Origin of the sequence: Marinilabilia sp., from assembly GCF_016278715.1 — a bacterium.
Taxonomy (GTDB): Bacteria; Bacteroidota; Bacteroidia; order Bacteroidales; family Marinilabiliaceae; genus Marinilabilia.
Genome location: NZ_JADQBH010000033.1, coordinates 1 through 20346, shown reverse-complemented (window position 1 = coordinate 20346; position 20346 = coordinate 1). Strand labels below are relative to the sequence as shown.

The 20346-nt window shown below is 43.2% G+C and carries 14 protein-coding genes; 6 read left to right on the top strand and 8 right to left on the bottom strand.

Features of this window, described 5'->3' with window-relative positions:
• Nucleotides 1–535 precede the first annotated feature (535 nt).
• The 3 genes from QZZ43_RS02305 to QZZ43_RS02295 all read left to right on the top strand — a co-directional run bounded on the left by QZZ43_RS02305 (nucleotide 536) and on the right by QZZ43_RS02295 (nucleotide 3138).
• Nucleotides 536–1522, top strand: coding sequence for a Gfo/Idh/MocA family oxidoreductase (locus QZZ43_RS02305; RefSeq protein ID WP_291855858.1), 987 nt, complete (start codon nucleotides 536–538; stop codon nucleotides 1520–1522).
• A 162-nt stretch (nucleotides 1523–1684) separates the two neighbouring features.
• Nucleotides 1685–2539: an endonuclease/exonuclease/phosphatase family protein gene (locus QZZ43_RS02300; protein ID WP_291855855.1), complete on the top strand. Its 855-nt coding sequence runs from the start codon at nucleotides 1685–1687 to the stop codon at nucleotides 2537–2539.
• Between the two features lie 146 nt (nucleotides 2540–2685).
• Nucleotides 2686–3138 carry a transposase gene (locus QZZ43_RS02295; protein ID WP_291855854.1) on the top strand — a complete coding sequence of 151 codons (453 nt, stop codon included), beginning with the start codon at nucleotides 2686–2688 and terminating at the stop codon, nucleotides 3136–3138.
• A 277-nt stretch (nucleotides 3139–3415) separates the two neighbouring features.
• On the opposite strand, the gene QZZ43_RS02290 is transcribed toward QZZ43_RS02295, so the two are convergent.
• Nucleotides 3416–6310 carry a TonB-dependent receptor gene (locus QZZ43_RS02290; RefSeq protein WP_291855852.1) on the bottom strand — a complete coding sequence of 965 codons (2895 nt, stop codon included), beginning with the start codon at nucleotides 6308–6310 and terminating at the stop codon, nucleotides 3416–3418.
• A 119-nt stretch (nucleotides 6311–6429) separates the two neighbouring features.
• Complete coding sequence (locus QZZ43_RS02285; RefSeq protein WP_291855850.1) at nucleotides 6430–7647, bottom strand: hypothetical protein; 1218 nt, start codon at nucleotides 7645–7647, stop codon at nucleotides 6430–6432.
• A gap of 360 nt (nucleotides 7648–8007) precedes the next feature.
• On the opposite strand from QZZ43_RS02285, the gene QZZ43_RS02280 reads away from it, so the two are divergent.
• Nucleotides 8008–11970 (top strand): AAA family ATPase, encoded by a 3963-nt coding sequence (locus QZZ43_RS02280; RefSeq protein WP_291855848.1) that lies wholly within the window; start codon nucleotides 8008–8010, stop codon nucleotides 11968–11970.
• Nucleotides 11971–12046: 76 nt separating this feature from the next.
• On the opposite strand, the gene QZZ43_RS02275 is transcribed toward QZZ43_RS02280, so the two are convergent.
• Complete coding sequence (locus QZZ43_RS02275; RefSeq protein ID WP_291855846.1) at nucleotides 12047–12289, bottom strand: SHOCT domain-containing protein; 243 nt, start codon at nucleotides 12287–12289, stop codon at nucleotides 12047–12049.
• Nucleotides 12290–12567: 278 nt separating this feature from the next.
• On the opposite strand from QZZ43_RS02275, the gene QZZ43_RS02270 reads away from it, so the two are divergent.
• Nucleotides 12568–13143, top strand: a complete 576-nt coding sequence (locus QZZ43_RS02270; protein ID WP_291855844.1) for a class I SAM-dependent methyltransferase — start codon at nucleotides 12568–12570, stop codon at nucleotides 13141–13143.
• A gap of 517 nt (nucleotides 13144–13660) precedes the next feature.
• On the opposite strand, the gene QZZ43_RS02265 is transcribed toward QZZ43_RS02270, so the two are convergent.
• The 3 genes from QZZ43_RS02265 to dnaG are packed head-to-tail and all read right to left on the bottom strand — an operon-like array spanning nucleotide 13661 to nucleotide 17434.
• Nucleotides 13661–14893, bottom strand: coding sequence for a nucleoside recognition domain-containing protein (locus QZZ43_RS02265; protein ID WP_291855842.1), 1233 nt, complete (start codon nucleotides 14891–14893; stop codon nucleotides 13661–13663).
• A gap of 36 nt (nucleotides 14894–14929) precedes the next feature.
• On the bottom strand, nucleotides 14930–15412 hold the full coding sequence (locus QZZ43_RS02260; protein WP_291855840.1) for a pyridoxamine 5'-phosphate oxidase family protein: 483 nt from the start codon (nucleotides 15410–15412) through the stop codon (nucleotides 14930–14932).
• Between the two features lie 42 nt (nucleotides 15413–15454).
• Complete coding sequence (gene dnaG / locus QZZ43_RS02255; protein WP_291855838.1) at nucleotides 15455–17434, bottom strand: DNA primase; 1980 nt, start codon at nucleotides 17432–17434, stop codon at nucleotides 15455–15457.
• 86 nt (nucleotides 17435–17520) lie between these two features.
• Between dnaG and QZZ43_RS02250 the strand changes: the two genes are divergently transcribed.
• Nucleotides 17521–18213 carry a Sir2 family NAD-dependent protein deacetylase gene (locus QZZ43_RS02250; RefSeq protein ID WP_291855836.1) on the top strand — a complete coding sequence of 231 codons (693 nt, stop codon included), beginning with the start codon at nucleotides 17521–17523 and terminating at the stop codon, nucleotides 18211–18213.
• A 25-nt stretch (nucleotides 18214–18238) separates the two neighbouring features.
• Here the strand turns inward: QZZ43_RS02250 and atpG are convergent, their stop codons facing one another.
• Nucleotides 18239–19114: an ATP synthase F1 subunit gamma gene (gene atpG / locus QZZ43_RS02245; RefSeq protein WP_291855834.1), complete on the bottom strand. Its 876-nt coding sequence runs from the start codon at nucleotides 19112–19114 to the stop codon at nucleotides 18239–18241.
• Nucleotides 19115–19124: 10 nt separating this feature from the next.
• Nucleotides 19125–20346 (bottom strand): F0F1 ATP synthase subunit alpha (gene atpA / locus QZZ43_RS02240; protein WP_291855832.1); only part of this gene is annotated, 1222 nt, incomplete at its 5' end.

Here is a 20346-nt window from a genome sequence, read left to right as displayed (position 1 = left end):
AGAGGTCTTATTTAGTAGCCAAAAGTAAGGTCTCCAGACCCAGACTTACCCGCGAACCCAACAAAAAAACATTATAAAGGACACATTTTAAGGGTCCTACCTCCCTTAATCAGATAAAAGTAGCCCAATTAGGAGGGAATGCAAAAAGCAACCAGGTGTGGCGGACTCCAATCCGCCAGCTTTAAGCCGGGGTACCAAGTCTGTTTTGTAATAAACCCAAACATATATTCTCCAAATCGCCTAATCCCCTATTCACCTTGCTCCTAATCTCCTACTTGCCTATTTTCCTACTCTCTTACTCTCCTCTAACCCCAAACATTCTTTGCAGCCACCGACCAATATTTTTCCCGCTCAAAATTCTTTAGTAACTTGGTTCTTTCGCACGCTTTCATTGGGGTGGTTAAGCAGCAACATTTTTTGCAATCGGGATGTTAATTCAATAAGTTTTGCATTTAAAAGTGCCCCTTTCCTTCCCCGATACCCTTATCAGTCAGGAATAGCTAAAAATTAAACTTTACATAAAACATTTTCAACCATGAAAAAGCTAAAAATAGGAATACTTGGAACCTCCAACCATTACCTCAAACGCATTGTTTTACCGTTGCAGGACACAGAGTATTGCGAATCCTATGCCATCGGTTCCCGCAACATTAAGAAAGCAGAGTCAATGGCACGTGATTTTAACATCCCCTTATGGTATGGTTCCTACCAGGCGGTTCTGAACGACGCCGATGTGGACATGGTTTATATTCCGTTGCCCAACCATATGCACAAAGAATGGGTGGAAAAATGCATTGAAGCAGGGAAGCCGGTATTGTGCGAAAAACCATTGGGAATGAATGCCGCTGAAGCACAAAAAATAACAGAAAAAGCACAAGAGGCCGGCATTCTCCTGATGGAAGGATTTATGTATATGTTTCACCCCATGTGGAAATATGCACGCGATATCATCAGAACCCAACAAATAGGGGATGTCCAATACATTCACACCGCCTTTTCGTACAACAACCCTTCACCCACCAATATTCGAAACATCCCAGAGTATGGCGGAGGTGCACTAATGGATATCGGCTGTTATGCCATCTCGGTTCCGCGGTTTATTATGGGGGAAGAACCCAGCCAGGTTATGTCACTCCAAACGGCCCATCCCGATTTTGGCACAGATATGCACTCCTCAGCCATTATGGATTTTGGAGGGCCCCGAGCAACATTCACGGTATCTACGGCAGCTCAGGCGTTTCAAAAAGTGGACATTGTTACCAATGGCGGAAGCATTACCATCCATATTCCATTTAATACTTATGTAGATGTCCCCGCTCAAATGACCGTTACGGATGGGATGGGAACCCGCATCATTGAGTTTGCTCCTTCCAACGCTTACGGACTTATGTTTGACGCTTTCGCAGATGCTGTAATCAACAACAAGCAACTTCCCGTTTCGCCCCAGGATGCCATCAACAACATGAAAGTAATTGATGCCGTCCGGAAATCTGCAGAAACCAAAAAATGGCAAACCCCCTAACCCCCCAAGCCCCAAAGGGGCGAAATATCTTTAACTCAGGCTGAAAGGCCTGAGCATGAAGGCCGTAAGGCCTGAGCATGAAGCCTGAAAGACCTCAGCAGGCAGACCGAAAGGACCCTGAAAACAGACCCTGAAAACAACCCAAAAAAATGACTAATGAAAATGAAAACTCTTCTAACCTCAGCAATGGTGACTGTGCTTCTGCTGGCAGCCTGCACGCCCAATTCAACCACCCTGGAAGTCATTTCTTTCAATATTCGTCTGGATCATCCAGGTGACGGAATCAACCAGTGGAAATACCGAATACCTCTCGTGAAAGCCTACCTGAAGGAAAAACAACCTGCCATTATCGGGATGCAGGAGGTTCTTCCCAATCAGTTAGATGATCTGAAAACCATGTTGCAAGACTACGATTATGTAGCAGCAGGAAGAGAAGATGGGGAAAACAAGGGGGAAGCCTGTCCCGTCTTCTTCGACAGGGAAAAGTTTTCTCTTGAACACTCGGGACACTTCTGGCTCTCAGAAACACCTGATAACCCGGGAAGCATGAGCTGGGGAACGCACTATCCCAGAATTGTCACCTGGACTGAACTAGCAAACAGAGAAAGCGGAAAAACACTCTTTTTCTTCAACACACATTTCAGCCACATCAGTGAAGAGGCCCGCATTCAAAGTGCCAGAATGCTGCTTCAGGAAATAAAACGCATTGCCGGAAAGAAACCTGTAATTCTCACTGGTGATTTCAACACCCCTGCAGGAAGTGCCCCCTATAAACAGATCATCAAAAGAGACAATGAAAAGATGCAGCTCGTTAACGCTGAAGAGATTGCAAAATCCAAAACAAATGGCGACATCACTTACAATGCTTTTACCCCCGGATACCAGGGAACCCGCATCGATTTCATTTTTGTGAATGACGCCTTTGAAGTTAAAGAACATACAGTAGATGAGGTAAGAAGGGACAGTCTTTTCATTTCGGACCATTTTCCGGTAAGAGCAAAACTGCTTTTAAGATAAGAGAGCTCTGCCATACAAACTTTTATACCGGTTTCCACCCAAAAGAAGTAGAAAATCACCCACTTCTGAAAATGAAGAATATACTCCCGGCCACCAGACCTGGGGCATAAACCACTAACCCGTTCAGGGCTAAAAAACCTGAAATTATGCCACAATCATTAGTAAAAAACTACGTTCACATCATCTTTAGCACAAAAGGACGAGCTCACCTCATCAACAAAAATATCTCCGGAGAGTTATATGCCTATCTGGCCGGCATTTGCAAAAACCTGGAGTCCTGGCCAATTCAGATTGGCGGATATACCAACCATATTCATGTGCTGTGCATGCTATCAAGAAAAATTCCACTGATGAAATTGCTGGAGGAGCTCAAAAGTCATTCATCAGGCTGGATAAAAACCAAAGGACTAAAATACCGGAATTTCTACTGGCAAAACGGATACGGAGCATTCTCTGTAAATCAATACGGAGTGGAAATCGTCAAAAGATACATTCTGAATCAGGAAGAGCACCATAAAAAAAGAAGCTTCAAAATTGAATACCGTCAGCTTCTGGAAGAACATCACATAGAATACGACGAACGCTACGTCTGGGACTAGCCCCCAAGCCCCAAAGGGGCGCCATATCTTAACTCAGGTTGCCAGGCCTGGGGTGCCAGGGTGCCAGGCTGCCAGGCCTGGCGTGTCAGGCGGACGGACCGCATGGAATCAGGCGGACAAGCCTGGAAGACTCAGGCAGCAAGATCCGGAAGCCCCGGCCCGAAGGCCGCAGACCAGACAGAAAGGCTGAAAAAAAAGGAGAGGCCCCCGAATTTCTCCGGCAGGCCTCCCCCGACTTCAACAAACGGATGACGGTATGCTGTAACCTTAAATCTGTCTAAAAATCATAACTCAGACCAACACTAAAAGTACGGCCGGGATTAAAGATATTGTAAACCTGGTTTTCTGCTTTGTAAGATTGATAATAGCTTTCCTGCCTTTGGTTCAAAACATTGGATACCTTAAAATCAACTTTAGTATTCTGGTCTGCCCCGAATTTTTTGTTAACACTGAAATTCAAGCTATGAAAAGGTTCTATATAAATATCAGGAAACAAGCCGGCGCCAACGATTGAGAGTGTCTCTCCTTTCACATTGTAAAACAAGCCAGCAGCCAGACCCGACTCATAATTATTGTAGGTAAACCCGGCATTAATAACATAAGGCGACTGACCTGCCATTTCACGTGTATCATCAATGGTCTGTCCCACTTTTTCGTAAGTCTTTCGCGAATTATACTCCGCATCAGTCATTTCAATTTCCGATTTCACCAGGGTCACATTACTGTTGATATTAAAATACTTCAACACAGGTGACACAAAGTCAAGGTTCTTGCTAAACTCAAATTCAAAACCATATAGTTGCCCATCTCCAACATTTCTCGGCTGATATTCGGTACTGGTTTGCTGTTCCGGAATACGTACCAATTCGATAGGTTTATCAAACTGCTTGTAGAACACACTTGCCGAAACATTCTGTGCACGATCGCCAAACAATTCCCACCGCAGATCCATATTGTCAATCCGGGTTTCCACCAGATTTCCGTCCCAATCGGAATAGGAAAACAAGCTACCGTTAAAAATCCGGTTACTGATGGGATCGAGAATCTGGGCAAAGGACAACTCTTTAAACGATGGACGTGCAATGGTACGCGAATAAGCAGCACGCAGATTTTGTTTCTCCGAAAGGGCATAAATCAGGTTGACTGAGGGGAAGAAATCAAGTGATTCCAACACCTTATCGTTATCAAGGTTTCGTCCGTTTCGGGTGTCTCCACTGGCATAACTCTGATCGCGACCGGTATGACGTTGCACGAAATTCTCCATCCGAACCCCAAGTATAGTTTTTAAATCTTTAAGTGGCGAAAACTCGTTGGAGATATATGCAGCCGTATTATGAACATTAGATTCATAAGCATTGGGGTTGGGGTTGTTATTACCCGACTGATAATAAATGGCATTCGGCTGGTTGGGATAGAGGTTTTCTGGATTCAGAACCTGCGATGCATCCGGCTCGTCCCAAGATTGTCCGCCAAAAAACTGAACATCGAAGAAGAGAATTTCATAATCCCGTTGTTTATAGTTGTGACTTGCACCAAATTTAAGCTTCGCATCATCTCCGCCTAAAGTGTAATCTTTAGAAACATCAAATTTGGCAGTGGCATTTATCTCGTTGAGCTCTCTCCATATTCGGGAAGGATTACCTCCGGCACCGGCGTTAAACATTACATCATCATCGGAGCGGAACGTAAAAGCCGTTTTACGAATATCAGGATCCTGAGATGAAGAAAAAGTAGGCGACAGTCTCCAGTCAATTTCCCAGCCCGATTCCTGAAAAAGATAGGTGCCACTCAATAGAAAATTAGTTAATGAGCGCTGATTGTATTCCAGGTTGTCCGACTCGGCATAATAACCAGACTGCCCTACAGCTGATGCGTCATTATCGATGCTGAATTTACCCGCCCGGCTAACACCGTTTTGAAGGTGCATTGCAGTAAACCGATACTTGGTAAAATTGGTTTTATACGCGATTCCGCCAAGCAATCCTACCAGAACTTTTTGCTCCCCCATCCGGCCATTTTGACGAGTGGCATAGCGCATCTCATAAGTTTCGGGATCAATGGACTTTTGATATTCACCGTACTGGACATCATTGTCATACTCATATTCCGATTTATAGGAAAGTGAAAGGATGTATCCCAGTTTAGGAGCTTTTTCAGAATTGTTATCCAAATCTATCTGATTGCCAAAAGAGAATCCGAGACTGTAGTCCATTAAGCTGGTTTGTTCCCTGGCAGCCAACTGAGGGTCAAAACTTCGGATAAAATCGACCACTTCATCCTGCGGAGCTCCACTAATAGGTGTAGGAATATTTGACTGCCTTGCCCTATTTGGAAGTGCCCGGGTGCCATCATCAAATCCCAGGAAATCAGTATTACCACCATCATAAGAAAGAAAATCCTCATTGAAATGCACATTAGGATTAAAAGCTGTACCTGCTGAAACACTAAACACCTTTTTATCAGGAAAATCCTTTGTAGTAACATTGAGCAGGCCACCTGTAAAATCGGCAGGCATATCAGCAGTAAAGTTTTTGCTCACCATCATATTGTCAATCAGGTTGGTAGGAAATATATCCATTTGGAGGCTATTCCGATCGGGATCCAAGCCTGGAATATCAACGCCATTCAGTGTAGTTTTGGAGTATCGGTCTCCCAGTCCCCGCACGTACACATACTTCCCGTCTTCAATGGTAACACCCGTGACTCTTTTTGCGGCCTCCACAGCAGTGCCATCACCAATCAGTTCCATTTTGGAAGCCGAAATACCATCCAGCATTACCGACGATTTAGCTTTCATTGTCTGAAGAGCCGCTTCGGTATTCCTTATGGCTCGGGCCGTCACCACAATATCTTCGAGTTCTACTGTGCTCTCCCCAAGTTCGAGATTGTTCAGCACCGTAACTTCACCAGCTTTTACCTCGACTCCCTCCACTGTCAGCGGCTGGAAAGAGATAAACGACAACTGAAGGTCATAAATTCCTGATTCTGTCTCCAGTGCGAATTTACCATCAAGGTCAGTGGCGGTACCAGTATAGGTACCTTTTATCACAACACTCACACCAACCAGCGTTTCACCGGTAGAGCCATCATAGACAGTGCCTCTTATGGTTCCATTTTGTGAATAAGCAATCGTTGATATCAGGGATAAGATAACAATTACTAAATTTCTCATTTTATTCATCCGTTTGTTCGTCCGTTTGTTTTGCAAATTGCAGAAGAACAGGCTTGCATTATTTCTGCAAGCCTGTTTGTTATTCATTTTCAATTATTCTTTAATTCAAAATATGGAGTTTAAAAAGAAGTAACACCAGCCTGCGCAGCCCAGGTCCATCCAAAAGCGGAAGTATTGATGGCTGTGGCAGGAGTTGTACCTGCTGTAACTCCAGCGGGTACAGTTCCATTTACATGAGAGGCAAGGTCTGCTTCGTTCACATCCAATACAATATTTTCAAAAGAAACAATTCCCACATCGTGGCTAACACGGTTGATTTGTTGTCCTTCAGCGATAGCCGTAATAAAAATATTATCGAAAGCGACGCTGGTATTGTCATCGGTATTGATAAGGTCTTCAGAACTTCTATCTTCATTATTGGCTATTACAACCCCATTTTTAATAGAATATCCACCATTGTCGTAATTTCCTTCTGGCCCGTCAAGCTCAAAGCTGTGCCCTGCAACGGTTATTACCATAAAGTTATCTAAAGTACCACCCCACGACTGGTCGGCATCCATGCCATCGTCACCAACATTCCAAACCAGAGCGTTTTTAACATTCACAGTACCGCCAAACCACTCAATTCCATCATCTTGGTTGGCAACCACTTCAATATTTTCCACAACCGTCCCGGAACCAACGCCTCCTAATGTCAGACCATTGATTTCGTTACCTTTACCAATGTTACTGCCACCATGACGAATAGAGATGTATTTCAGCACTCCAGAGTTGTCCTCATCATCGCTTCCACCATAAAGGCCATTGGAATCAGAAGTAGGAATACCTTCTATCTGTACTTCGGTAAGTTCGCCTGTATCATTGGACGCAGAGATTCGGGCATTACCCAAAACAAGTACGCCACCCCACAAACCATTGATATTAGACTCAAGGTTGGGACTTGTAAAGTCACCGGCAGCAATATCGGCCGGTGAAATTTCATCAGCCACAGAAGTGAAAATGATAGGAGCATCAGCAGTACCTTCAGCCATAATTTTTGCATTACGGGCAACTACCAAAGCAGTTGCATTGGCACCTGTACCGGCTTCTCCTTTAATAATAGTACCCGGCTCAATGGTAAGCGTAGCTCCTGCCTCAACAGCAATACGTCCACCCAATTGATAAACTTTATCACTGGTCCAGGTAGCATCAGCAGAAATATTCTCTGTTACAACAACATTTCCTGTATCTATGATTTCGTTGTTGTCATCATTATTGTCATCCTCACTACACGAGGTGAAAGAAAAAGCCATTCCGAATCCGAGTAGAAGGCTTAAAAGCATAAAACGATTTTTCATTGTCTTCTTGTTTTTTGGTTTGTTGTTTGTCGTTTATATTTGACACTACAAAAGAACATGATTATCATTTCGTGTACCTTAAGCCGCGTTTAAGTAACCGTTAATAAATAGAGGGGGCTATTAATGGTAGTTTAACATTGAAGTCTGACATAAGAATTATCTAAACAAAATAACCTTTTTTGCGTATTACAGTATGACTGATGTCAAAACACTTTTACCCCATATCTCCACCTCATCAAAAAAAAAGAATATTTTCGTGATAAAGATTAATGAGTCAACAATTAAGATTTATCCCGGAAAATTGTAAGACAACGCTTTGGCATTGTTTAAAGCATCAACTTTAAATACAATCATTACTCAATGATAAATAAACGCATGGATCAGCCAATGCTTCAAACAAGGCTTTACGGGCGTGAACGTGAAAAAGCTCAACTTCTGGAAGTTTTTAAACGAATTAGTGGAGGAACGGGACAAATATTTTTAGTTCCGGGTCAGTCCGGTGTTGGAAAAACTGCATTAATTGAAGAACTGCGGAAACCTGTTGGTCTGAAAAACGGATTTTTTATATCCGGGAAATTTGAGCAATATCAACAAAACATCCCATATTTCGCATTCCGGCAAGCCATCGCAGAGTTTTGCAAAAGTATACAGTCAAAAAATGACTCGGAATATCACTACTTAAAAACCGAAATCCTGAAGGCAGTGGGTAATCTGGGGCAGGTATTAATAGATTTTGTGCCTGACTTTGAAGAATTTTTAGGCCCTCAACCTCCTTTGGGAGAAATAAACCCTCAGGAAGCACGATATCGTTTTACTAATGTATTTCAGAAATTCCTCGGAGTACTCTGCCGTCCTGAACATCCTGTGGTCCTTTTTATAGACGACTGGCAATGGTCGGACGCGGCATCAATGGAACTGTTGCGCAAACTGGAAATAGGCTCATCGCTTCGATATCTTATAATCATAGCAGCTTATCGTGACGATGAAATGCAGCATGGATCTCAGTTTTTCTCAGCCATCAATGAGCTAAAAGGCCGCCATGTTCTTGTTGAAAAGGAGTATGTATCAAATCTATCATACACCAACATTAATGAAATTTTACAAGATACATTCCCCCCAAAAATAAAAGAGGCAGGCAAACTGGCCACTTTAATTCACCAAAAAACCAAAGGGAACCCGTTTTTTATTCTGTCTTATCTGGATTTTTTCAGGGAGCATCAGCTAATCAGGTTTGATGATGATGCCAACCAATGGGAGTGGAACTCCAAAGATAACCAGGAAACTCTTCCATCTGATGTGGTAGAACTGTTTGCGTTGAAAATGGAGCGGTTAAGTCAATCCCAAAAAGATCTCTTTTTTCTTGCCGCATGTCTGGGAAACCGTTTCAATCTGCAGGCTTTAAGTATTATTAGTGGTCTTTCCATAAAAGATTGTCAATCTCAGATACTTACCAAAACAGGGAAAACCATGCTTTTGGATTGGGAAAAGCAGAAAATGAACAAATCGGAGAAGGAAACCGCCTTCACCATGCGTTTTCTGCACGACAAAGTCCAGCAGGCGGCTTTTACACTTGCAAATCCTGAGGAAACACCCGCCATCAGACTAAAAATAGGAAGACTGTTTCTTTCCCGGTTAAACCCTGAACAAATCAACGAACAGTTGTTCGAGATAATTGATGCAATCAATTCGGGAGCACATCTAGTACATGCTCCTGATGAGAAATTAAAAATAATAGAATTAAATCTTCAGGCATCAGAAAAAGCCTACACCGCAACAGCCTATCTTTCAGCTTTGGAATTTTGCAGGGCAACAGACACCTTTCTTAGCGAGCCCTCATATACCGATGAATTATGGAGAAACCAACATCAGTTAATGATGGCCCTCCACAAGCAGAGGGCAATTTGCGAATTTATTGAAGGCGACAGAGACTACGGAGTAAAAACTATTCAGATAGCGGTTTCGAAAGCAAGAAGTGCCATTGAAAAAGCTAAGGTTCTTAATCTGCTCATCGCTCATTACACCCTTATGGCCCGCTATGGGGAGGCAATTGAAGCAGCTTATCAGGCTCTTTCGGCTTTGGGCATCGATTTACCACGCAACAATTTCAAAGAGGCAAGTTCACATGAGATTGCCGGGATCCGAAAGACCCTGGAAAACAAAACAGTAGAATCACTGGCCCAAATGCCCGACATGAAGGAGCCTTCAATGCTGATGGCAACAGGGATACTCATTACAATGGGGCCGCCCTGCTACCGATCACATCAACATCTGTGGAGTGTTCTGGTACCGAAAGTGGTCAATATCACTTTAAAATACGGAAACATCCCACAAATCGGTTACAGTCACACCGCGTATGGGGGATTACTGGGATGGGTCGACGACGATTTCACGACAGCACGGAGATTTGGCGATCTGGCAACCACCCTTATGAAGCAAAGATATCAGGTCCCTTCCGATCAGAGTATTTTTTACCTGATGATTGGAAGTTCTATTCGTCATTGGTTTCACCATTTGCGCCACAGCTCGCAGGACTATGTAGATGCATACGAAACAGGATTGCGAGGAGGTAATCTTCAGTATGCCGCCTATGCTTTTGGACACAACATGTATTGTTCCTTTTTTCAGGGCAAAGAATTATCCATCCTGCTTCAGGAAACGAAACACTCTCTGACTTTTAGCAAAAGCCGTTTAAACCAGTGGGCCATAGATTTACTGGAGGGTGGAACAACCGTTCTAAAAAAGCTGTCAAACAGCTCCACTACTGTGGAAAAGGAGATAAACTGGTCGGATGAAGCACTTTTAAACAAAATCGAAGCCCACGGAAATATTCAAATTCGCTGCATCTACAATATCCTCAAAGCATCAGCATCCCTGTTTCTTGGAGATTATGAAAATGCGTTGAAAATTTCTGATGCCACCCAACCCATTTTATTCACTGTTGGAACCCAAGGGCTTTTACCCTGGCCAGAGTATGTTTTTTCCCGCTTTCTAATTCTAACTGCCCTTTATTCAAAAGCAGATAGTTCTACCCGCGAAAAATGGGATAAAGAACTTAACACCACCATCGAAAAATTAGAATTGTGGGCAAAATATGCTCCCGAAAACTATATCCATAAATTCCATCTGGCAAAAGCCGAAAAGGCAAGATTAGAAAATCATTTAAAAACAGCTGTAAAACACTACGATCTAGCGGTAACAGCTGCACGGGACCAAGGTTTTATTCAATGGGAAGCGTTAGCCAACGAAAGAGCAGGCTTGTTCTGGCAGGAAAATAATAACCCAGTGATTAGAGGAATCTATCGACAGCAGGCTTATGCGTGCTATGCCCGCTGGGGAGCACAAACAAAAGTTAATGCCATAGAAGAGGAAATTAAAGAATCTCTGTTTAACAACCTTCAAAACCTGGAAGGCTCGAACAAAGAATTGAAAACGCAGATAGTTGAAAAACAAATCGGGGTACTCAAGCAATACGCACATCAACTTCAGCAAAACAGGCTCCGCGTGGAAGCTGAGACTCAAGCCAAAGAACTGGCCAATGCCACCGACCGGCTGAGGGTGGAAATTGCTGAAAGAAAAAAAGCAGAAGAAGCCTTAAGACAAAAAAATGAAGAGTTACAGTTAGCCAATGCCACCAAGGACAAGTTCTTTTCCATTATTGCACACGATTTAAGAAGCCCGTTTAATGCCATTCTGGGATTTAGCGGTCTCTTAACCGACAAAGCAGAATCACTTGACCGGGAAAAAGTAAATCAGTATTCACAGATCGTTAATCAATCGGCCAACATGGCCATGAAACTATTAATGAACCTGATGGAATGGGCACGCTCACAAACCGGAAGGATAAAGTTCTCTCCTGAAGAGTTTACTTTACTGCCCATTGTTGAACAGGTAGGAAAACTGTTGTTCCAGGAAAACCCTGAGGAAAAAATGCTGGAATTCGCCACAAACATACCTCCTGAAACCACCATCTTCGGCGATGTGGCAATGATCAACACAATCCTGAGAAACCTTGTTTCCAATGCCATAAAATTTACTCATTCAGGAGGACGCATCACCCTTTCAGCTCAACAATATGCCCACGGAACTGAAGTCAGCGTTGCCGATGCCGGAGTGGGCATTGATGCGGAAAAAATCAGTAAATTATTTGACATTAACGAAAACATATCAACTCCGGGAACCCAAAACGAAAAAGGCACCGGGCTTGGACTAATATTATGCAAAGAATTCATTGATTATCACGATGGAAAAATATGGGTGGAAAGCACCCCGGGAAAGGGATCAACCTTCAAGTTTATCATTCCTTCGGCAAGGAAGCCTGAGTAAGTGTCCCTCACAGCCGGCCAAACAAAAAAAACCGGCTCAAGAAGCCGGTTTTTTCTAATTTTTAAAACAGTGTTTCTCAGGAACCCAAAAGATCCCGGAGTTTCTCCTCGTATTCTTTCCGGTCTATGTCTCCCTTTACATATCTCTCTTTAAGAATGGTAAGTGGGGCCGGATGTTCTTCTTCCAGCGCATCTTTAATTCCTTTTTTGGTCGCCCATGATAAAAAAGCCAGTGCAGGAACGGTTATCATCCATCCCCAACCAATGGTCCAGGCGCCGCTCTTTTTCTTTTTAGTTTTATCTTTTTTTGGTTCTTCCATAACTTAATGATTTGAAAATGTGAGAATACAATAAATATAAGAAATTTACAGGAGAAGGTAAAGTTTTTATTTTGATGGTATTTAAAACATCAATAGTTCGTAAAAATAAGCTTAAACTCAGAGACTCAATGACGCATGGTTTTCATTATGAGCGAGTTGTGGTTAGGCTGCCTGTCTTGTAGTGGATTAATTATCAGCTGTTTGTAAAAGTTTAACGCAGGATTGAAACATGATACCCTATAAGATTGTTTATTTTGGACATTACAAAGAAACTCCCTATGGAAGACAAAAAATTTAATCCCGAACACCGGAATAAACTTAATAATCCACAACGTTTAGAAAAGCTTGATCCACAAAAAATATGGGAATTTATAAATTTCAAACGGCCAGAAAAAATCATTGACATCGGAGCAGGCACAGCATTTATCACTGCGGCACTAGGGGAATTGGCTCCCAAGGCACATATTGACGCTTTCGACATTGAGCCTGTAATGGTAGCCGAAATGCGTAGCAACCTCCCCGAATACAGCCGCATTACTCCTCATCTGATGACTGACAATCAACTTCCGGTTAACGACGAATATGCCGATGTGGTGTGGATGATCAACCTTTTTCATGAATTAAGGAAGCCTCATTTGTTGCTCAAAGAGATAAAAAGAGTCCTTAAACCCAATGGAAAAATGCTGATCATCGACTGGGCAAAAAGGGAAGACGCCTGTGAATCGGGCCCTCCGTTGGCTCACCGGGTGGATGAAGCCACCATAACCTCTTTAATGGTTGATGCCGATTTTTCCAATATCAAAACTACAGAAGAATTTACTGACCACCTGGGGGTTCTGGGAACAAGATTATGAGTGGTTGGGGGTTAGACTAAGATAAGACTGGGGGCCGGCATCGGCTCTACTTTTTTGTTTGCAAAGAGTCCGCCACACTTGTTTCCTTTTGACAATCTGCTAACGACTGAATTACTTTTATCAAAGATTCTTCTCAGGCTCAGAAATACAGAAGTGTTTGGCTTAATTGCCTCCATTATTTTAATGAGAGATTCTTTGCAGGCTACCAATGAAAGATTTTTGTAACAAGCAAAAATCAGATAAATAATAATTGCTTCTCTATTAGGAATCTCCCCAATCTGTCAAAGACCCATTATGCCTCAATTTTTTTTGAGGCAGGCACTCAGAATGACAATTGGCTGAATATCATTCTGAGGAGGAATGACGGAGAATATGCTTCTGAATAACAGGGATATCTTGAAGCAACATTCTTTTAGCTACTAAAATTGCAAAAGATAAAAAATGTACATCTCACGCATCTTTTTTAGTTCTTTGGGTATGTTAGTAACTGAAATCCCCACTCCTTTCTGCATTACTTCTATCCGAAAAAAAGATAGCCCAACAGGATAGCAGCAACAATTCCTGCAAAGTCAGCAATTAATCCACAGGCCACAGCATGCCGGGTTTTTCGGATTCCAACAGAGCCGAAATAGACCGCAATAATATAAAATGTCGTATCGGTGGCTCCCTGAACCGTACTGGCAATCCTTCCTACAAAAGAGTCGGCGCCATGAAGATTCATGGCATCAACCATCATTCCGCGTGCTCCGCTTCCACTAAGGGGTTTCATCAAAGCTGTGGGCAAAGCTCCCACAAAATCGGTGTTCAGGCCCACCGCACTTATAGTCCACGCTATTCCGTCAATAAGGACTTCCATGGCTCCTGCGGCTCTGAAAACACCAATTCCCACCAGAATGGCAATCAGATAAGGGATGATCTTTATGGCAATAAAAAAGCCATCTTTAGCCCCTTCGATAAAGGATTCATAAACATTCACTTTACGAATAGCGGCCATCACAATAAATGTGACAATAATGGAAAACAGGATGATATTGGCAGTAAGCAGGGAAACAATTCTGATTTGCTCCCGGTCTAGTAGTGACAGCCCGTAAATGACAGCACCAATAAAAAGGCTCAACCCGCCAAGGTAACCCATCACCACCCGGTTGAAAAGATTAATTTTCTGGGCCACAGCCACAGCAATCAAACCCACAACAGTACTGAAGAATGTCGCCAGCATAATGGGCAGAAAAATATCTGCCGGATTTGATGCCCCAAGTTCGGCCCGGTAAACCATAATAGAAACCGGAATGATGGTCAATCCGGATGTATTCAGCACCAGAAACATTATTTGGGCATTGGAGGCAGTATCCTTTTTATCGTTGGCTGTCTGAAGCTCTTTCATAGCCTTTAGCCCCATCGGCGTAGCGGCATTGTCCAATCCAAGCATATTGGCAGCAATATTCATCATCATAGAGCCGTAAGCAGGATGATCCTTTGGCAGGGTCGGAAAAATGCGTCTGAAAAACGGGCCAATTGCTTTCGACATTGCTTGAACCATTCCGCCCTTCTCACCAATTTTCATCAGTCCCAGCCAGAGCGTCAATACTCCTGTCAAGCCCAACGAAATTTCAAATCCTGTTTTAGCGTAATCAAAGGTGGCATTCATCAGGTTGGAAAAGACCTCCAAATCCTGAAAGAATACCAGCTTAATCAAAGCCACCACAAAAGCAATCAGAAAAAAGGCGATCCAAATATAATTCAATACCATAACGCGATTGGTTTAAAATTGGGGCCACATCAGAAACTACTTTTTATACGCATCATGAGGAGCTCCAAATTCCTTACATACAATTTTATCCACATCGATGCGCCAGACTTTCACATTCTTTACTGCGGGATCACTATATTCAAATTCCTTATCACTGTATTGCTTCATGATATAGTTAAGCGCCAGCCGCTTGTCATCCAAATCATCTAAAAAAGTCACCTTTCCTTCGGCAATCACACTCTTGGCTTTCATCCGGTAACTACATGCAACTTTGGGATGTTGAAAAGCCAAATCCTGTCCGACATTAAAGGTCAGGCAAATGTGGTCATTTTTCTCCAGCGCACGTATAGACCGCCCTTCAGGGGCACTATGCAAATAAAAAATGCCCTCAGTGAAGCCAAAATTCATAGGCACATTATAGGGCAATCCGTTTTCATCAACCATCGCAGCAAAACAAATATCACACTGTGAAATTACATCTTCAATAAATGCTAAATCGTGGTGGGTGAATGTTTTCATGTATAAAGAATCTTTAATTATTATACTATTCCCGGAAAACAACTAAACAACTGTTCGTTCTCCCAATGATTTTGAAATAAAGATAAATGCCTGTTGCAGATTATTCAGCTCCTGCAGAAATTCCATAAATTTCTCCTCATTTTTTTCTTCTTCGGCCTTTTTAAGTTGCTGCCGTTTTTCTTCCAGCAACACCTTTACTTTTTTCCACTTAAGCTCTGTCACAACTTTAGGAACCAGGTCTTCGAGCAAGTCCTCCTCCGTAGCCACCACACCCATCTTACCGTGAATACGGCTTAGCGAATATTCCCTGGCAATCAGATCGGTGGCCAGACTGCTGATCTTACTATCCGAACTGGAAACAAAGAATCCTGATGATGAAAAATTTTCGTTCTTATAATTGGTTTCATAAAGCTCCATCATTTTATTGTAAAGCGGATTCACACTCTCCAACTCATCCTGACGCAGCTCCGTAACAATATATTCTCCTACGGATACTTCCCGTTTCTCGTCTTCAAATTCAAATTCACCTAAAGTAGCATCCCCATACTTCAGCAAAAATCTCAATACCTCCCATTCTTCTGCATCAAAAGGATTGGATGATTTTGAGGCAGCTCTGGCCATCATCTGGTCAGTCTTTTGTTGTTGCGAAGCACTTACTCCGTCGGTGGGGGATGCATTTTCACTATAATGTGTCCGCCTTGAGGCATCCTCCTGCCTTTTCTTGCGCAGTTTCCCAATTTCCATATAAAGAACCTGCTCCTCCACTTTCATCAAGCTGCTGCAATCTTTCACATATTCCGTACGGGTAATGGAATCTGGAATCACCGAAATGGTACGCACAATATCCTGCACCAAGCGCGCCCGGGCAATGGGATCGTCTTTGGCTTCTTCGAGAAGCAGCCCGGTTTTGAAACGAATAAAGTCAGTTTGGTGCTTTTGAATATATTCCTGAAGTGCTTCTCCGCCAAGTTTTTTGGCATAGGAATCGGGATCTTCGCCATCGGGCAGCAACAAGACTTTAACATTTAAACCTTCCTCAAGCACCAGATCAATTCCTCGCAGCGAAGCTTTGATTCCAGCGGCGTCACCATCGAAAATAATGGTGAGGTTTTTAGAAAACCTGGCGATTAAACGAATCTGGTCTGTGGTAAGAGCGGTTCCCGAGGAAGCCACAACATTGTTGATTCCCGCCTGATGAAACGACAAAACATCGGTGTATCCCTCCACCAGTATGCATCGATCCTGACGGGCTATATCCTGACGGGCCTGATACATCCCGTAAAGAACCCTGCTTTTATGGTAAATCTCTGACTCAGGTGAATTGAGATATTTAGCCGTTTTAGCATCGGTGCGCAAAACACGCCCGCCAAAACCGATGACTTTGCCGGCGAGACTGTGAATAGGAAAAATTACTCTTCCCCGAAAGCGGTCTACTTTATAATCATCGCGAACAATGGTAAGCCCGGTCTTTTCCAAAAATTCAAGCTTGTATCCCTGTCTTAAAGCCTCTTTGGTAAAAGCATCCTTCGACTCAGGCGAATAGCCCAACTGAAACTTCTGAATGATGTCATCGCGAAAACTTCGCTCTCTGAAATAACCCAGTCCAACTGACTTTCCTTCGTCCGACTTGTGCAGTCTGTCCATAAAATAAGCGGCTGCAAAACTGGTCACCACCAGCATACTATCGCGGTCGTTCTGATGGGCCATTTCTTCAGGAGTCAGCTCCTTTTCTTCGATATGGATGTGAAACTTCTTTCCCAGAATTTTGATGGCCTCAATGAAAGAAATCTGTTCGTGGTCCATCAGGAAATTCACAGCATTTCCACCTTTTCCACAACCAAAACACTTAAAAATGCCCTTGTGGGGAGAAACGATAAACGAAGGAGTCTTTTCGTTGTGAAAAGGGCACAATCCGATGTAATTAATCCCACGTCTCCTGAGATTTACAAACTCTGAAACCACCTCTGTTATCTGGCCCTGAGCTGTCTCCATTACCTTATCTATGGTACCCTTATCTATCATGCTTCACCTGGTTCATTAACGACTTTCAAAGTTAAAAAATTTTTATCCATTTTGGCTGTGCCTTATCTTTATCCTCAAAAAGAAGAATGAAGAAATTGGTGGTTCTATCAGGATCGGGCCTCAGCGCCGAAAGTGGTATTCAAACATTTCGGGACATGGGAGGCTTATGGGAGCAATATGACATTACAGAAGTCGCCTCCCCCCATGCTTGGGAAACCAACAGGCAGGTGGTTCTTGATTTCTACAATCAACGTAGAAAACAACTTTTTGAATGCAGGCCAAATACTGCACATTATGCGCTGGCAGAACTTGAAGAAAGTTTCGAAGTCAGCATCATTACCCAGAATGTGGATGACTTGCACGAAAGGGCTGGCAGTAGTAATGTACTGCATTTGCACGGAGAGTTGAAAAAAGCAAGAAGCACAATCGATCCGCACCTCATCTACGAAATGGATCACTGGGAGCTAAAGGAGGGAGATCTATGTGAAAAAGGTTCGCAGTTGCGTCCCCACATCGTGTGGTTTGGCGAATCGGTAGATGCCATAGCAGAAGCTGCTGAAATTGCCGCCACAGCAGATATTTTTCTGGTCATCGGCACCTCCCTTTCTGTCTATCCTGCTGCCGGGCTTATTGAGTTTGTTCCCGCAGCAGTGCCGGTTTTCATTATCGATCCAGGCTCCCCGGCTTACATCTCATCACCAAACATCGAAGTTCTTAAACACAAAGCAACCTCAGGAATGGAAATCCTGAAAGAGAAACTGGAAAAACTCAGGGAATAAACCTGTTTAAAACAGAAAAACCAAATTACTTTTTAAGTGCCTCAGCCCCGGAAGTAATTTCCATAAGTTCGTTTGTAATTGATGATTGGCGTGCCTTATTGTAAGAAAGCTGCAGATCTTTAATCAAATCTGTCGCATTGTCGGTTGCCTTGTGCATGGAAGTCATGCGGGCTCCGTGTTCAGAAGCAATGGAATCCAGCACCACCTGATAGAACAGCGAACGCAGGGTTTTGGGCATAAGGTTATTCACAATAGTCTGTCTGTCAGGCTCCAGAATATACTTAGATATCGGTTTATCCCGTTTTACCTCAGGTATTGCAATTGGCAAAAACTGCTGAACCTGAACCTGCTGAATTGCCGCATTAATAAATTCATTGTAAACAACTATCGATTTTTTCAGAATGCCAAAATCATATTCATCCAGCAACTCTTCAGCAAGAATGGAAACCTTTTTGAATGATGGATCTACCAGCTGACCTTCCTCCCGGATATGAGGAATGATATTTCTGGCGCGCAACATTTTCCACGCTTGTTTCCCCAAAACCCTGATTTCCACATTTCCATTCTGGTAATCTTCTTTGAGGTCGTTATGCAAAAGTTGCTGTACCGCTTTCACGACATTGCTGTTAAAAGCACCACACAATCCCCTGTTGGATGCAATAACCCACAACACCACTTTATCGCCTTTGCCGGGCATGGTATAGTTTATTTTCACATCTTCGGGAGTCGAAACCATATCATTGATAATACCGAGAAGATGAGAAGTATAGGGCCGAATGTGATCCACATCGTCCTGCGCCTTTTTAAGACGGGCAGCAGAGACCATTTTCATGGCACTGGTAACCTGCCGGGTTGTTTTAATGGCCCCGATACGCGTGCGTATGTCTTTTAAGTTTGCCATTTAAGCTTTATTATTTCTGGTCAGCACTAAAATGAGCAGCCACATCAAGAGCAACTTTCTCAATCTTTTGGGTCACCTCTTCATCAAATTTTCCTTCCAATATTCCTTTCAACACTTCATTATGCATGGCTTCCAGCGTTTCAATGAACTCGCTTTCAAACATCTTTACTTTGTCCATGGGAACATCTTTCAACAACCCTTTGGTTCCGCAATAAATAATGGCAACCTGCTGTTCCACGCGCACCGGTTTATACTGAGCCTGTTTAAGCAACTCAACATTTTTACGACCTTTATCCAATACAGCCATTGTAGCAGGATCCAAATCGGAACCAAATTTCGAGAACGCTTCCAGTTCACGATATTGAGCCTGATCCAGCTTCAATGTACCGGCTACTTTTTTCATCGGCTTAATCTGGGCGTTTCCGCCTACGCGGGAAACCGAAATTCCAACATTAATAGCAGGACGGACACCGGCATTAAATAAGTTGTTTTCAAGAAATATCTGACCGTCGGTAATCGAGATAACGTTCGTTGGAATATAGGCTGAAACGTCGCCAGCCTGTGTCTCTATAATAGGCAGCGCTGTAAGAGTACCACCTCCTTTCACCAGATGCCTGATAGACTCAGGAATATCGTTCATTTGGGCAGCAACCTTATCCGACTCGATAATCTTGGCTGCCCGTTCGAGCAATCTTGAATGGAGATAGAAAACATCTCCGGGAAATGCCTCCCGTCCGGGCGGTCGCCTCAAAAGAAGGGAGACCTCACGATAAGAAACTGCCTGCTTGGACAAGTCATCATAAATAATCAGCGAATGCCTTCCTGTATCACGAAAAAACTCTCCAATGGCTGTTCCGGAAAATGGTGCATAAAACTGCATGGCAGCAGGATCAGCCGCAGAAGAAGAAACCACAATAGTGTAATCCATTGCACCGTGCTTTTGGAGGGTATTCACAATCTGCGCAACGGTAGAACCTTTCTGACCGATGGCCACATAAATACAATAAACCGGGTTGCCTGCTTCGAAAAATGGCTTTTGATTGATGATGGTATCAATTGCAATAGCAGTTTTACCGGTCTGTCTGTCTCCGATAATCAATTCACGCTGCCCGCGTCCGATGGGGGTCATGGCATCAATGGCCTTAAGTCCGGTTTGTAACGGTTCCTTAACCGGCTGGCGGTAAATCACCTGAGGTGCTTTACGTTCTATGGGCATTTCGTACAATTCTCCT